The organism is Pseudomonas sp. LAMO17WK12:I5 (genome assembly GCF_900215165.1).
In the GTDB taxonomy this organism is placed as follows: domain Bacteria; phylum Pseudomonadota; class Gammaproteobacteria; order Pseudomonadales; family Pseudomonadaceae; genus Aquipseudomonas; species Aquipseudomonas putida_A.
Map to the genome: position 1 here is coordinate 18,287 of NZ_OBDS01000004.1, position 17,491 is coordinate 35,777.

Sequence of the window (17,491 nt, forward strand, 5' to 3'; positions counted from 1 at the left end):
CCAGCGTCATGCTGTCAGCAGCATAGGCCAACTGCGCGCGAGTATGCGGGGTGGCGACGAAATCGTCACCGCCGAGTTAGCCGCAAACGTGACGGCCGCCCCAAGGGGCGGCCGTTTTGTTCACGCATCAGCTGTTGTTGTGGTCGACCTTGATGGTCGGATCGCTGCCGGCAATCAGGTTGTGAATGTTGGCGCTCGACCAGTTGTTGCCTTCCAGTTTGATCGTCACGTCCGGCGTGGCGGCTGCCGCGTCGCCGGAGTTGAACTTGCCCGCCGAGCTGACTTGCAGCGACGACGTGCCATCAACCGTGGTGATCTTCAGGAAGTTGTCGATGGTGCTGCCGGTTTCACCCTGCAACAGATCGCGCAGGTCGATGCGGTCACCTTCGTTGGCGTTGAAGTCCTTGATCACGTCATTGCCGGTGTCGCCTGCTTTCCAGACGAAAGTGTCGGCACCGGAACCACCGATCAGGATGTCGTTGCCCTGGCCGCCGATCAGCGTGTCATTGCCGGTGCCGCCGAGCAGGATGTCATTGCCCTTGCCGCCGTCGAGCAGGTCGTTGCCGCCCGAGCCGAACAGGATGTCGTTACCTGCGCCGCCCAACAGTGTGTCGTTACCGTCATGTGCACCGGACACATCGAACGCCTGATAGTGCTCGGTGATGTACTGGTGCACGTTGCTGGTGGTGACCTTGCTGACGTCGACCCCGGTCTGCTGCGCCACGAACGCCTGCATCGCCTGATAACCCTCGCCGGCAATGCCGTTGAAGCTCACCAGGTCGCCGAACAGGATGTCGTTGCCGTCGCCACCGCTGACGGTGTCGTTGCCCGGCATCGTCGCTTCGGTATGGCCGATGATCGAGTTGGCCAGATCCTTCGGATCGATGTTGGTTTGCGGCGAGTGATCCGAGTCATACGGTTTCAGGTCGTTGAGGCTGACACCGCTGTTGATACCGATCGCCTCGACGTTCGACAGACCGCTGAGCAGGGCGAAGCTGCTGTTGGAGTTGGAGGTTGTCGCCGAATCCGTACTGCTGCCGCTACCGGCCAGGCTCGACAACTCGTAAGTGCCGTCACCCTGAGCGTGAACAGTGCCCAGGTTGGTGGTGCTCCAGCCATAACGGGCAGTGTAAGTCTGCAACTGGGCATAACCGCTGGCGGTGATGCTCAGGTAATGCGTGTTGTCGATGTACGTGCTGAAAGTGTCGCCCAGCTTGTAGTTGCTGGTTGTCACCACACTGTCGAACTTCACGCTGCCGTACAGCGTCGGGTTGGTCTGCTCGCCGCTCTGGTAGTAGGTCGGCTGGCCGTCGGTGATGAAGTACGTGAGGTTCTTCGCCCCGGTGTTCGCCACAGCTTCCGCGCTCTGGAAGAAGTTGGCCGTGGTCTTGAACACGTCCTCGTAGTTGGTGCCGCCGCCGGACGCCATCGAGTCGAGCACGGCTTTGAGCTTGGTCAGCGCGTTCGGGTCGTTGAGGTTCACCGACACCGACTTGTTGACCTGGGTATCGAAGTCCGCCAGGAAGATGTTCACCGTGCCCGAGTTGCTGCCGCCCAGGCTCTGCTTGAGGGTGTTGAACACCGAGGTCAGCGAGTCCTTGGCCGCGTTGATCGACGAGGTGCTCATGCTACCCGAGCTGTCGACCATGAACGCGATGTTGTAGTTGGTGCCCGGCACCACGGTCAGACCGCCGATGTCGGCGACCATGATGTCGTTGCCATCGGTACCGTTGAAGGTGTCGTCGCCCGAGGTGCCGACTACGGCGTTGTACACCGCCGGCACCACGGTGACCGGAATCGTCGCGGTGCTGCTGGCCGAACCGCCGACCATTTCAGTGGAGGTCGAGGTCACGGTCAGGTTGAACTGGCCGTTGTAGTAGGTCGGCGGGGTTACGGTCAGGCTGCCCAGGTTCCAGCCGGTGACGTTGGCTTCGCCGTTGCTTGCGGTGACTGTGAAGGTGTGACCGTTGCCGTCGGAGAGAACCGAGCCGACCGGCGCGCCGCTGATCTTCACGCTCAGGGTTTCCGAACCGTCGGTATCGGTCAGCGCAGTGTTGATCGCCGACAGTTTCACCGTGGTGCCTTCGGCGCCAGTGTTGAGCTTGTAGCCGTCGTAATAGCCTTCGCCGTTGGTGCCGTGCAGGTCGGAGACGGTCACACCGGAATTCACCAGATCCTGCACCCCGGTGTAGATCGGCACGCCGGCGCTGCTCAGGTCGATCGGCGTGCTGCCGTTGACCGACAGGTTCACGTCATAGCTGCCCGGGCCGCTCTGGTTGTGGTGGTAGATGTCCAGGATGTAGTAGCCGCTGGTGGTCGGGGTGAACGAACCACTGATCGCGCCGCCCGCGCCCCAGGTACCCGACGCCACGCTCTTGCCGCCAATGGTGATCAGCAGGCTGTCGTCAGCCACGCCGCTGAAGCTGTAGGTCTTGCCGGCTTCCAGATAGATCAGGCCCGAGGTTTTCGACGCAGTGCCGGCGGTCACACTGCCGTCGGACTGCACGTTGGTCACGTTGGTGCTGGAGTTCGGGGTGCCAGCGCCGTCGATCACGTTTTTCAACGTGGTCGAGTCAGCGCCGTTGCCGCTGGTGCCCAGGCCCGACAGGCCGGTCCAGACTTCCTTGACCAGTCCGGTGGACTTCACACTGTTATCGGCCACGCTCACGGTCGGTGCATCCGCCACCGGCGTGATGTCGATCTTCACGGTGCCGGTATTGCCCAGCAGCTGGCCGTCGGTTGGCTGGAACTTGATCTGTGCGTAGTCGGCCTGGTTGTTGCCCATGCCGGTGCCGCCGTAACCGTTGACGCCCGATTCGTTGGCATCCGGCATGAAGCGCAGCTTGCCGGCGTCGATGTCAGCCTTGCTGAAGGTCTGGTTGTTGGCGACGTCTTTCCAGGTCGAACCGTCCAGGTATTGCAGTTTGCCTTCGCCCGGCAGCTGGGTGATTTTGATGCCCAGGCTGCTGGCCGGGCTGTCGACGTCGGTCACACCGAAGGTCGACCAGCCGAGGATCAGCGGGGTGTCTTCGGTGCCGGTGACGTTGCTTGGCGCGGCCACCGGAGCATCGTTGACCGCCACCACGTTGACCGTGGTGGTCGCGGTGTTGGAGTAGTTGCCGCCATCGGTCACGGTCACGGTGATGATCCGTGGCACGGTGCTCGGGTTTTCACTGCTGTTGGTGAAACTGATGTTCTTGATCGCCTGCATGTAGTCGGCGAGCGTCGCGTTGCCCGACAGGGTCAAGGTCACGGTGCCGTTGGTGCTGTTGGCATTGATCGTGATGCCGTTGACGCTGTTGCCGAGGTTCAGCGCATCGCCGTCCTGACGGTTGGTCAGGACGATGGTTGCACCGGTCAGCATGGTGCTGTCCGGGTCGGTGATCGTCAGGTCAGTGTCGGCAATCGACACGCCGGCGCCCGGGGTGTTTTCGGTGAACGTCACCTTGTAGTCGGCACCGGTGGCGCCGCTGGAGTTGTTGGCATCCAGGTCGATGACCGGTGGCGCATCGTTATCGATGATCGAGGTGCTGACGCTGCCGTTGGTGCTGCTGACGGCCAGGTTCTCGAAGTTGCCGCCGGTGGCCGAGTCGATCTTGACCACGAAGTTCTCGGTGCCTTCGGTGATCTTGTCATCGATGGTCGCGACGTTGAACTGCGCGCTGCTGGCGCCCGCCGGGATCTTCACGGTGTACACGCCAGTGAAGTCCGAACCGTCGGCAGCGGTGCCGCTGTAGACGATCTTCAGGGTCACGTCGGTTTGCGCCGGGTGCGTCAGGCTGACGGTGTAGCTGGCGGTCTGGCCTTCGGTCACCGAGGTGCTGCCGGTGATGCTGACGGTGGTGGTGTCGATGGTATCGGCGACGTTGGTCACGGCCGGTGTCGTGCTCGGTACCAGGTTCTCGAAGTTGCCACCGCTGGCGTTGGTGATGGTCGCCTGCACGCTGCCGGCGTCTTTGTAGACGTCGTCAGCCGGAGCCGGAACGGTCACGGTGCCGGTGGTTTTGCCGGCGTCGATGGTGATCACCGAGCCGTTGCTCAGGGTCACGGTTACCGGGGAACCGGCAGCGTTGCTCAGGGTGGCGGTGTAGGTGATCTGGCCGCCCTCGTTCACCGCCGGGGTCGCGCTCAGCGACAGGCTGGTGGTGTCGACAGTGTCGGTCACGGTGGTGCTGACCGGTGTCTTGTCGGCTACCAGATTTTCGTAGTTGCCGCCGCTGACGTTGGTGATCGCATTGGTCAACGGTGCGTGGCCGGTCAACACGTCGTTCGGCGCAGTGGTGGTCACGGTGCCGGTGGTTTTGCCGATGTCGATGGTGATGGTCTGGCCGTTGGACAGGCTTACGGTCACTGGCGAACCGGTGACCGGAGCGCCGACAGTGGCGGTGTAGGTGACAGTGCCACCCTCGGCCACGGTGCCAGTGGCGGTAAGTTTCACGCCAGTGGTGTCGATGGTGTCGGTGACGCTGGTCACGGCTGGCGTGGTGCTTGGCACCAGGTTTTCGAAGCTGCCACCTGTCGCCGACTTGATGGTCGCCTGCACGGTGCCGGCGTCTTTGTAGACGTCGTCCGCTGGAGCCGGAACGGTCACGGTGCCGGTGGTTTTACCGGCGTCGATGGTGATCACGGCGCCGTTGCTCAACGTTACGGTCACTGGCGAACCCGCGGCGTTGGTCAGGGTTGCGGTGTAAACGATCGAGCCACCTTCGGCCACGGTGCCGGTCGCGGACAACGACAGATTGGTGGTGTCGACGGTGTCGGTCACGGTGGTGCTGACCGGGGTTTTGTCGGCCACCAGGTTTTCGTAGTTGCCGCCGGTCACGTTAGTGATGGCGTTGGTCAACGGCGCGTGGCCGGTCAGCGCATCGTTCGGTGCGGTGGTGGTTACGGTGCCGGTGGTTTTGCCGATGTCGATGGTGATGGTCTGGCCATTGGACAGAGTCACCACGACTGGCGAACCAGTGACTGGCGCGCCGACGGTGGCGGTGTAGACGACGTTGCCGCCTTCAACCGCTGTACCGGTGGCAGACAACTTCACGGTAGTGGTGTCGATGGTGTCGGTGACACTGGTCACGGCCGGTACGGTGCTCGGCACCAGATTTTCGAAGTTGCCACCGCTGGCGTTGGTGATCGTTGCCTGCACGGTGCCGGCGTCTTTGTAGACGTCATCGGCTGGAGCAGGGACGGTCACGGTGCCAGTGGTTTTGCCCGCGTCGATAGTGATGACTGCGCCGTTGCTCAGGGTCACGGTCACTGGCGAACCAGCGGCGTTGGTCAGGGTGGCGGTGTAAATGATCGAACCGCCCTCGGCGACCGTATTAGTGGCGCTCAGGGACAGGTTGGTGGTGTCGACAGTGTCGGTCACGGTGGTGCTGACCGGGGTCTTGTCGGCCACAAGGTTTTCGTAGTTGCCGCCGCTCACGTTGCTGATCGAGTTGGTCAACGGCGCGTGACCGGTCAGCGCATCGTTCGGTGCGATGCTGGTCACGGTGCCGGTGGTTTTGCCGATGTCGATGGTGATGGTCTGACCGTTGGCCAGGGTCACGACGACAGGCGAGCCGGTAACTGGCGCTCCAACGGTAGCGGTGTAAGTGACGGTGCCACCTTCGGCCACGGTGCCCGTGGCGGTGAGTTTCACGCCCGTGGTGTCGATGGTGTCGGTGACGCTGGTCACTGCTGGCGTGGTGCTTGGTACCAGGTTCTCGAAGCTGCCACCGGTCGCGGTTTTGATCGTTGCCTGAACAGTGCCGGCGTCTTTGTAGACGTCGTCGGCCGGGGCAGGGACGGTGACGGTACCGGTGGTTTTACCGGCGTCGATGGTGATGACTGCACCGTTGCTCAGCGTCACGGTCACTGGCGAGCCAGCGGCGTTGGTCAGCGTTGCGGTGTAAACAATCGAGCCACCCTCGGCCACGGTGCCGGTCGCGCTCAGGGACAGGTTGGTGGTGTCGATGGTGTCGGTGACCGTGGTGCTGACCGGGGTTTTATCGGCCACCAGGTTTTCGTAGTTGCCGCCGCTGACGTTAGTGATCGCGTTGGTCAGTGGCGCATGACCGGTCAACACGTCGTTCGGCGCAGTGGTGGTCACGGTACCGGTGGTTTTGCCCACTTCGATGGTGATGTTCTGGCCGTTGGCCAGAGTCACGGTCACTGGCGAACCGGTTACCGGTGCACCAACGGTCGCGGTGTAGGTGACGGTACCACCTTCAGCAGCAGACTCGGTCGCGGTCAGTTTGACCGTGGTGGTGTCGATGGTGTCGGTGACGCTGGTCACGGCCGGGGTGTTGCTGGTCACCAGGTTTTCGAAATTGCCGCCAGTCGCGGTCTTGATCGTGGCCTCAACGGTGCCGGCGTCTTTGTAGACGTCATCCGCTGGAGCCGGGACAGTCACGGTGCCGGTGGTTTTGCCGGCGTCGATGGTGATCACGGCGCCGTTGCTCAACGTCACGGTAACCGGCGAACCGGCAGCGTTGGTCAGCGTCGCGGTGTAAACGATCGAGCCGCCTTCGGCCACGGTACCGGTCGCGGACAGCGACAGGCTGGTGGTGTCGACGGTATCGGTGACCGTGGTATTGACCGGGGTCTTGTCGGCAACGAGGTTTTCGTAGTTGCCACCGCTGACGTTGGTGATCGCGTTGGTCAGCGGCGCGTGGCCGGTCAGCGCATCGTTCGGTGCGGTGGTAGTGACGGTGCCGGTGGTTTTGCCGACTTCGATGGTGATGTTCTGACCGTTGGCCAAGGTCACCACAACCGGCGAACCGGTGACTGGTGCACCGACGGTTGCGGTGTAGGTGACGGTACCGCCTTCAGCAGCAGACTCGGTCGCGGTCAGTTTGACCGTGGTGGTATCAATGGTGTCGGTGACGTTGGTGACGGCCGGAACGGTGCTCGGCACCAGGTTTTCGAAGTTGCCACCGGTAGCGTTGGTGATCGTTGCCTGAACGGTGCCGGCGTCTTTGTACACGTCATCGGCAGGTGCCGGAACAGTCACGGTGCCAGTGGTTTTACCGGCTTCGATGGTGATCACAGCGCCGTTCGACAGGGTCACGGTGACTGGCGAGCCAGCCGCGTTGGTCAAGGTCGCGGTGTAGATGATCGAACCACCCTCGGCGACCGAGTTGGTTGCGCTCAGCGACAGGTTGGTGGTGTCGACAGTGTCGGTAACGGTTGTGCTGACCGGCGTTTTGTCGGCGACCAGGTTTTCGTAGTTACCGCCGCTCACATTGGTGATCGCGTTGGTCAACGGCGCATGACCGGTCAGCGCATCGTTCGGTGCGGTGGTGGTTACGGTGCCGGTGGTTTTACCCACTTCGATAGTGATGTTCTGACCGTTGGCCAGTGTCACAACGACAGGCGAACCGGTCACAGGCGCACCGACAGTGGCGGTGTAAGTGACGGTGCCACCTTCCGCAGCAGAATCGGTCGCGGTCAGCTTGACCGTGGTGGTATCGATGGTGTCGGTGACCTGAGTCACAGCCGGCACGGTGCTCGGTACCAGGTTTTCGAAGTTGCCACCGGTAGCGGTGGAGATGGTCGCTTCGACTTTACCCGCGTCTTTGTAGACATCGTCGGCCGGTGCCGGAACGGTCACAGTGCCGGTGGTTTTCCCAGCCTCGATGGTGATCACGGCGCCGTTGCTCAACGTCACGGTGACTGGCGAGCCAGCGGCGTTGGTCAGGGTCGCGGTGTAAATGATCGAGCCACCTTCGGCCACGGTACCGGTCGCGGACAGCGACAGATTGGTGGTGTCGACGGTGTCGGTGACGTTAGTGCTGACCGGGGTTTTGTCAGCCACGAGGTTTTCGTAATTGCCACCGGTGACGTCGGTGATCGCGTTGGTCAGAGGAGCATGACCGGTCAATGCATCATTAGGCGCAGTGGTAGTCACGGTGCCAGTGGTTTTACCCACCTCAATGGTGATGTTCTGACCGTTTGCCAAGGTCACGACCACAGGCGAACCGGTCACTGGCGCGCCGACGGTTGCGGTATAGGTGACGGTGCCACCTTCGGCCACTGAGGTATCGGCAGTCAGTTTGACGGTCGAGGTGTCGATCGTGTCGGTGACTTCGGTGACAGCCGGCACGGTACTTGGCACCAGGTTTTCGAAGTTGCCACCGGTGGCGGTGGAAATGGTTGCTTCGACTTTACCGGCATCTTTGTAGACGTCATCGGCAGGCGCCGGAACGGTTACGGTGCCAGTGGTTTTGCCGGCGTCGATAGTGATTACGGCGCCGTTGCTCAATGTCACGGTGACTGGGGTGCCGGCCGGATTGGTTAGGGTCGCGGTGTAGACGATCGAGCCGCCTTCAGCGACGGTGCCAGTGGCACTGAGCGACAGGTTGGTGGTGTCGACGGTATCGGTGACATTGGTCGAAACCGGCGTTTTATCCGCCACGAGGTTTTCGTAGTTACCGCCGCTCACGTCGGTGATGGCGTTGGTCAGTGGCGCATGTCCGGTCAACGCATCGTTCGGCGCGGTGGTGGTCACGGTGCCTGTGGTCTTGCCGACTTCGATGGTGATGTTCTGACCGTTGGCCAGGGTCACGACCACAGGCGAGCCGGTTACCGGAGCACCGACGGTGGCGGTGTAGGTGACGGTGCCACCTTCCGCAGCCGATTCGGTCGCGGTCAGTTTGACCGTGGTGGTGTCGATGGTATCGGTGACATTGGTGACGGCCGGCACAGTGCTCGGTACCAGATTTTCAAAGTTGCCACCGGTAGCGCTGGAAATGGTCGCTTCGACTTTGCCGGCATCTTTGTACACGTCATCGGCTGGCGCCGGAACGGTCACGGTGCCAGAGGTTTTACCGGCGTCGATGGTGATCACTGCGCCGTTGCTCAACGTCACGGTAACCGGTGAGCCGGCAGCGTTGGTCAGCGTCGCGGTGTAGACGATCGAGCCACCCTCGGCCACGGTGCCGGTCGCACTGAGCGACAGATTGGTGGTGTCGACGGTGTCGGTGACATTGGTCGACACCGGCGTTTTATCCGCCACGAGGTTTTCGTAGTTACCGCCGCTCACGTCGGTGATGGCGTTGGTCAGCGGCGCGTGGCCGGTCAACGCATCGTTCGGCGCAGTGGTAGTCACGGTGCCAGTGGTTTTACCCACTTCGATGGTGATGTTCTGACCATTGGCCAAGGTCACCACGACCGGCGAGCCAGTCACTGGCGCGCCGACAGTCGCGGTGTAAGTGACGGTGCCACCTTCCGCAGCCGATTCGGTCGCGGTCAGTTTGACCGTGGTGGTATCGATGGTGTCGGTCACGTTGGTGACGGCCGGAACGGTGCTAGGCACCAGGTTCTCGAAGTTGCCACCGGTAGCGCTGGAAATGGTTGCTTCGACTTTACCCGCGTCTTTGTACACGTCGTCAGCCGGAGCTGGAACGGTTACGGTGCCCGACGTTTTACCGGCTTCGATGGTGATCACCGCGCCGTTGGACAGGGTCACGGTCACCGGCGTCCCGGCCGGATTGGTCAGGGTCGCGGTGTAAACAATCGAACCACCCTCGGCCACCGAGTCGCTGGCGGTCAGGTTCAGGTTGGTGGTGTCGACGGTGTCCGACACCGAGGTGTTCGCCGGTGTCTTGTCGGCCACCAGGTTCTCATAGTTGCCGCCGGCAACCTTGTCGATGGCGACGCTCAGCGAGCTGCCGCCCGCCAATGGGCTGTTCGGCGCAACGAAATTCACGCTGCCGGTGGTCTCACCGACGGCGATGGTGATGGTCTGGCCGTTGGACAGAGTGACCACAACTGGCGAGCCGGTTACCGGTGCGGTCACGCTCGCGGTGTAGACCACGGTCTCGCCTTCGGCGACGTTGGCGGTGGCGGTCAACGACACGGTGGAGGTGTCGATGGTGTCGTTGACGGTGGTCACCGCCGGAGTGTTGCTGGTCACCAGGTTTTCGAAGTCGCCACCGGTCGCGCCCTTGATGGTCGCTTCAACGGTGCCGGCGTCCTTGTAGACGTCATCCTTCGGCGCATCGACGGTCACGGTGCCGGTAGTTTTGCCGGCGTCGATGGTGATCACCGCGCCATTGCTCAAGGTCACGGTCACCGGAGTGCCGGCGGCGTTGCTCAGGGTGGCGGTGTAGGTGATCTGCCCGCCTTCGTTCACCGCCGGGGTCGCGCTCAGCGACAGGTTGGTGGTGTCGACGGTGTCGGTCACGGTGGTGCTGACCGGCGTTTTGTCGGCGACGAGGTTTTCGTAGTTGCCGCCGCTGACATTGGTGATCGAGTTGTTCAGCGGCTCATGACCGTTCAGCGCATCGTTCGGAGCGGTGGTCGTCACGGTGCCGGTGGTCTTGCCGATGTCGATGGTGATGGTCTGACCGTTGGCCAGGGTCACAACAACAGGTGCGCCAGTCACTGGAGCGCCAACAGTCGCGGTGTAAGTGACAGTGCCGCCTTCAGCCACCGAAGTATCGGCGGTCAGCTTCACGGTCGAGGTATCGATGGTGTCGGTGACTTCGGTGACGGCCGGAACGGTGCTCGGCACCAGGTTCTCGAAGTTGCCGCCCGCAGCATCCTTGATCGTGACTTCGACCTTGCCGGCGTCTTTGTAGACGTCATCGGCAGGTGCGGGAACGGTCACGGTGCCGGTGGTTTTGCCCGCGTCGATGGTGATCACGGCGCCGTTGCTCAACGTCACGGTAACCGGCGAACCGGCAGCGTTGGTCAGCGTCGCGGTGTAAACGATCGAGCCGCCTTCAGCCACGGTGCCGGTCGCGGACAGCGACAGGTTGGTGGTGTCGACGGTATCGGTGACCGTGGTATTGACCGGGGTCTTGTCGGCAACGAGGTTTTCGTAGTTGCCGCCGCTGACGTTGGTGATGGCGTTGGTCAGCGGCGCGTGTCCGGTCAGCGCATCGTTCGGTGCGGTGGTGGTTACGGTGCCGGTGGTTTTGCCGACTTCGATGGTGATGTTCTGACCATTAGCCAGGGTCACGACCACAGGCGAACCGGTTACCGGAGCACCGACAGTCGCGGTGTAGGTGACGGTGCCACCTTCAGCAGCAGACTCGGTTGCGGTCAGTTTCACCGACGTGGTGTCGATGGTGTCAGTGACTTCAGTCACTGCCGGAACAGTGCTCGGAACGAGGTTCTCGAAGTTGCCGCCGGTTGCACCGTTGATGGTGACTTCAACCTTGCCGGCATCTTTGTAGACGTCATCGGCTGGTGCTGGAACGGTCACGGTGCCGGTGGTCTTGCCCGCGTCGATGGTAATCACCGAACCGTTGGACAGGGTCACGGTGACTGGCGAGCCTGCAGCGTTGGTCAGGGTCGCGGTGTAGGTGATCGAACCGCCCTCGGCGACCGAGTTGGTGGCGCTGAGCGACAGATTCGTCGTGTCTACGGTGTCAGTGACGGTGGTGCTGACCGGGGTATTGTCAGCGACCAGATTCTCGTAGTTGCCACCGGTGACGCCGGTGATCGAGTTGGTCAGTGGTTCGTGACCATTCAGCGCATCGTTTGGCGCGGTGGTGGTGACAGTGCCGGTGGTTTTACCCACTTCGATGGTGATGGTCTGGCCGTTCGCCAGGGTCACGGTCACCGGCGAGCCAGTGACAGGTGCGCCGACGGTGGCGGTGTAAGTGACAGTGCCGCCTTCAGCGACCGAAGTATCGGCCGTGAGTTTCACGGTCGAGGTGTCAATGGTGTCGGTGACTTCGGTGACGGCTGGAACCGTGCTCGGCACCAGGTTCTCGAAATTGCCGCCTGCGGCGTCTTTGATCGTAACTTCAACCTTGCCAGCGTCTTTGTAAACGTCATCGGCTGGTGCTGGAACGGTCACGGTGCCGGTAGTTTTACCTGCTTCAATGGTGATCACCGAGCCGTTCGACAGGGTCACGGTCACCGGCGTACCGGCCGGATTGGTCAAGGTCGCGGTGTAAACGATCGAACCACCTTCGGCAACGGAGCCAGTGGCGCTCAACGTCAGGTCGGTGGTGTCGACGGTGTCGGTAACGGTGGTCGAAACCGGAGTTTTGTCAGCGACCAGATTTTCGTAGTTGCCACCGGTGACGCCGGTAATCGAGTTGGTCAGCGGTTCGTGACCGTTCAGCGCATCGTTTGGCGCGGTGGTGGTCACGGTGCCGGTGGTTTTGCCCACTTCGATGGTGATGTTCTGACCATTGGCCAAGGTCACAACAACCGGCGAGCCGGTTACCGGTGCGCCGACGGTGGCGGTGTAAGTGACAGTCCCGCCTTCAGCTACCGAAGTGTCGGCGGTGAGTTTGACCGTCGACGTATCGATGGTATCGGTAACTTCGGTAACAGCCGGAACGGTGCTCGGCACCAGGTTCTCGAAATTGCCGCCTGCGGCGTCTTTGATCGTGACTTCAACCTTGCCAGCGTCTTTGTAAACGTCATCGGCTGGTGCTGGAACGGTCACGGTGCCGGTAGTTTTACCGGCTTCGATAGTGATCACCGAGCCGTTCGACAAGGTCACGGTCACCGGAGTACCGGCCGGATTGGTCAGGGTCGCGGTGTAGACGATCGAACCGCCTTCCGCCACGGTGCCGGTCGCAGTCAGCGACAGGTTGGTGGTGTCGACGGTGTCGGTGACGCTGGTCGAAACCGGGGTTTTATCCGCTACAAGATTCTCGTAGTTGCCGCCGCTCACGTCAGTGATCGCGTTGGTCAGTGGCTCGTGACCGTTCAACGCATCGTTCGGCGCGGTGGTGGTCACGGTGCCAGTGGTCTTGCCGACTTCGATAGTGATGGTCTGGCCGTTGGCCAGAGTCACGACAACCGGCGAGCCAGTCACCGGCGCACCAACCGTAGCGGTGTAAGTGACAGTGCCGCCTTCAGCGACCGAAGTATCAGCGGTCAGTTGGACGGTCGAAGTATCGATGGTGTCAGTGACTTCGGTGACAGCTGGAACGGTGCTCGGAACAAGGTTCTCGAAATTGCCACCGGTAGTTCCGGTAATGCTGACTTCAACCTTGCCGGCATCTTTGTAGACGTCATCGGCAGGCGCCGGAACAGTCACGGTTCCGGTGGTTTTGCCGGCTTCGATGGTGATGACGGAGCCATTGCTCAGGGTCACGGTCACCGGGGTGCCGGCCGGGTTGGTCAGGGTCGCGGTGTAGACAATCGAACCGCCTTCAGCGACGGAGCCAGTGGCACTCAGCGAGAGGTTGGTAGTGTCGACGGTATCAGTCACGGTGGTGCTGACCGGCGTCTTGTCGGCGACCAGATTCTCGTAGTTGCCACCGCTCACGCCAGTGATCGAGTTGCTCAGCGGCGCCTGGCCGTTGAGCACGTCGTTCGGTGCGGTGGTGGTCACGGTGCCAGTGGTTTTACCCACTTCGATGGTGATGGACTGACCGTTGGCCAGAGTCACGACAACCGGCGAGCCAGTCACAGGCGCACCAACGGTCGCGGTGTAAGTGACGGTGCCACCCTCGGCGACCGAGGTGTCAGCGGACAGTTTGACCGTCGAGGTGTCGATGGTATCGGTCACTTCGGTGACCGCAGGGACAGTGCTTGGCACCAGATTTTCGAAGTTGCCGCCGGTCGCACCGTTGATGGTGACTTCGACTTTGCCAGCGTCTTTGTATACGTCATCCGCAGGCGCCGGAACCGTCACGGTGCCGGTGGTTTTACCGGCTTCGATGGTGATCACGGCGCCGTTGCTCAGGGTCACGGTGACCGGCGAGCCGGCAGCATTGGTCAACGTCGCGGTGTAAACGATCGAACCGCCCTCAGCCACGGTACCAGTCGCGCTCAGCGACAGGTTGGTGGTGTCGACGGTGTCGGTAACGGTGGTCGAAACCGGAGTTTTATCGGCGACGAGGTTCTCGTAGTTACCGCCACTGACATTGGTGATGGCGTTGGTCAGCGGTGGGTTGCCGGTCAACGCATCGTTCGGCGCGGTGGTGGTCACGGTGCCGGTGGTTTTGCCCACTTCGATGGTGATGGTCTGACCGTTGGCCAGGGTCACGACAACTGGCGAACCGGTCACAGGTGCACCGACGGTGGCGGTGTAAGTGACGGTGCCGCCTTCAGCGACCGAAGTATCGGCAGTCAGTTTGACGGTCGAGGTATCGATGGTGTCAGTGACTTCGGTAACAGCCGGAACGGTGCTCGGCACCAGGTTCTCGAAATTGCCGCCGGTGGTGCCGGTGATGCTGACTTCGACCTTGCCGGCGTCTTTGTAGACGTCATCCGCAGGCGCGGGAACGGTCACAGTGCCGGTGGTTTTGCCAGCCTCGATGGTGATGACGGAGCCATTGCTCAACGTCACGGTCACCGGGGTGCCGGCCGGGTTGGTCAGGGTCGCGGTGTAAACGATCGAGCCGCCTTCAGCGACGGTGCCGGTGGCACTCAGCGACAGGTTGGTGGTGTCGATGGAGTCGGTGACGGTGGTGGTCGCCGGCGTGGTGTTCGGCACCAGATTCTCGAAGTTGCCGCCGGTCGCACCGGTAATCGTGGTGCTGACGGTGCCGCCGTTGTTGTAGACGTCGTTCGGCGCGGTCGGCACGTTGACCGTGCCAGTGGTCTGGCCGGCTTCGATGGTGATGGTCGAACCGTTGGACAGGGTGACGGTGACCGGGGTCTGTGCCGGGTTGGTCAGGGTCGCGGTGTAGGTGATCTGGCCACCCTCGACCACGGTGCCCGTGGCGGTCAGGGTCAGGCCGGTGGTGTCGCGCGAATCGACGATGTTCGTCACGGCTGGCGTCGTGTTCGGCACCAGGTTCTCGAAGTTGCCGCCGGTGGCACCGGTGATGGTGGTGCTGACGGTGCTGCCGTTGTTATAGACGTCGTTCGGCGCAGTTGGCACGTTGACGGTGCCGGTGGTCTGGCCGGCTTCGATGGTGATGGTCGAACCGTTGGACAGGGTGACGGTGACCGGCGTCTGTGCCGGGTTGGTCAGGGTCGCGGTGTAGGTGATCTGACCGCCTTCGGTGACGCTGTTGCCAGCAGTCAGGGTGACGGTGGTGGTGTCGATGGTATCGGTGACCTGAGTCGTCGCCGGGGTGGTCGGCGGGGTCACGGTAATGCCGTTGCCGCCGGTGGTGCCGGTGACGGTGACGTTGATCTGGGTCGGGTCGTTATAAACGGTGTCGTTCGGTGCCAGCGGCACGTTGACAGTGCCGGTGGTGGAGCCGGCCGGAATCACGATCACCGAGCCGTTGGACAGGGTGATGGTCAGGTCGGTCAGCGGCGCCTGGGTCAGGGTCGCGGTGTACACCAGCACGCCGCCGGCTTCGGTGATGGTCGGCGTGGCGCTGAGGCTCAGAGTCGACTCACGCAGGGCGTTGGTGGTGGTGTCGGTGGTCTGGCCACCGGTGATGTTCTGTGCCGCTTGTGCACCGGCGTTGATGCCCGCGGTCGGGAAGCCGATGGTCGGATCGACGCGGCCAGCCGTGGCATCGAGCATCACGAAGCTGTGGCCGCCGCCTGCCGCGCCGCCAGTGCCTGCGGCGGTAGCGCCGGCAGCGGTGGCTTCAAGGGCGGTGGTCGGGTCGGCACCGGCAGCGATGGCCTGCTGCAGCTCGGCTACAGACGGCGCGGCCTGCGCGGTGGCTTCGGCCAGGTCAGTGCTGGAGTCGGGCGCGTTGGCGCTCCACTGGGTTTCACGGCCCAGGTCCAGGGTGCGGCCATCCGCCAGTTCCAGCGACACGGCGCCGGAGAGGCCGGTATCGATCTGGTCGCCGACGAACAGGCGATCGCCTTCAACGAGCACGCGGCGTACACCCTCGGGGGAGACCACGAATACCTGACCGACAATGCTTTTGACGATGGCAACAACACTGCTCATTGAAGACTCTCCGGGTGTCACGTTCAGTTGACTTCCATAGCCTGATGGCTTTGGCGCCGATTCAGTCTGGACGTACTTTAAAAATTTGCGAATCAAGATTGACGCTGTTCTGCGTCAATAATTTGGCTAGATTCTTTCGCTATTAACTTTATGCCAAACTATTGACCTTCTGGGTGCCATCCTAAACAATCGCCCCACTAATGTCACATTGATATTTCCGCGGCGACCTGTCCCTCAGCGTGTGATCCAGTTCCTATTTTGAACTTTCCGACATACGGTCATTCCGGTTGCCAATCATCCGACGCAGCAGCACGTTTTGCTGTGATTCAAGACAAGAAGTCCTGGGAAATCTTTACCATGCGTTTGCACTTGTTCAAGGCTCTACCGTTCGCCCTCGCCGCCTCTTTCGTCCAAGCACAATCCTTACCAGAAGCCATGCAACAGGCACTGGATGTCCATCCGGAAATCCAGGCGGGGGTCAACAGTCGTTTGGCCGCGGATTATCAGTTAAAGGCAGCCAAAGGTGGATACCTGCCCAAGGTCGATCTGCTGGGCGGTTATGGCCGTGAGGGCACTGACAGCGTGACCACGCGCGCCAACGGTGGCGGCAACCACTGGGAAACTTTGAACCGCAGCGAGTCAAGTTTACGTCTCTCGCAAATGGTTTTTGACGGTTTTGCCACGTCCAGCGAAGTCGGGCGTCAACAAGCCACCGTCAACTCCCGCGCCTACTCGCTGCTCGGCACTTCCGAGCGCACCGCGCTGACAGTCGCCCAGGTGTACCTGGACGTGCTGACCCGCCGCGAATTCGTGCGTCTGGCCGAAGAGAATCTCAAGAGCCACCAACGCATTTACGATCAGATCCAGCTACGCACCCAGCGCGGCGTTGGTAGCGGCGCTGACCTTGATCAGGCTGAAGCGCGGATGGCCCAGGCCCGCAACAACCTGATCACCGAACAGACCAACCTCGCCGACTCCGAGACCAACTTCCTCAGTGCCGTCGGCCAGATGCCTGACCAGTTGGAGCGCCCGGCGCCGTTCATGGCGATGATGCCGGCCAACCTCAATGAAGCCCGTACGCAGATGCTGGAAAACAGCCCCATCCTGCGCTCGGCCGAGTCCGATATCGCCGCTGCCGAGAAACAGTACGAAACCGCCAAGTCGACGTTCTACCCACGTTTCGACGCCGAGCTGGGTCGCACTGCCGACAACGATCTCGACGGTCAGAACGGCCACAACAACGAGTGGCAGGCCATGCTGCGCATGCGCTTCAACCTGTACTCGGGCGGCAGCAACAAGGCCGATCTGGAATCCAAGTCGTACCTGTCGAACCAGGCGCTGGACATCCGCAACAACGCCCTGCGTCAGTTGAACGAAGAACTGGGCCTGGCCTGGAACGCCCTGAACAACGCCAATGCGCAGGTGCCGATCGCTCAGCAGTACGTTGATCACAGCACCGCCGTGCGTACCGCCTACCAGCGTCAGTTCAGCCTCGGCGAGCGCACCCTGCTCGATTTGCTCGACAGCGAAAACGAGTTGTTCACCGCTTCGCGCCGTCTGGCCGAGATCAAGAACATTCAGTTATTTACTCAGTATCGAATCAAGGCGACCATGGGCGAGTTGCTCAAGAGCCAGGGAGTGGTCGCACCATTGGCATCCGTCGTGCAGAACGATGTGAAGCCGAAGGTCCAACTGCCGGGTATGAATTGAGCAGAACCTTCATTG

General features: G+C 61.9%; 2 protein-coding genes. One reads left to right on the forward strand and one right to left on the reverse strand.

The genetic code is table 11. From position 1 onward, the window contains the following. Nucleotides 1–127 precede the first annotated feature (127 nt). Entirely contained in the window at nt 128–15,766 is a 15,639-nt protein-coding gene (locus CRO59_RS07925) for a LapA family giant adhesin (RefSeq protein WP_097093081.1), read from the reverse strand. A 357-nt stretch (nt 15,767–16,123) separates the two neighbouring features. Here CRO59_RS07925 and CRO59_RS07930 point away from each other — a divergent pair, with 357 nt between their 5' ends. Further along, entirely contained in the window at nt 16,124–17,476 is a 1,353-nt protein-coding gene (locus CRO59_RS07930) for a TolC family outer membrane protein (protein ID WP_007961502.1), read from the forward strand. Nucleotides 17,477–17,491: the final 15 nt, after the last annotated feature.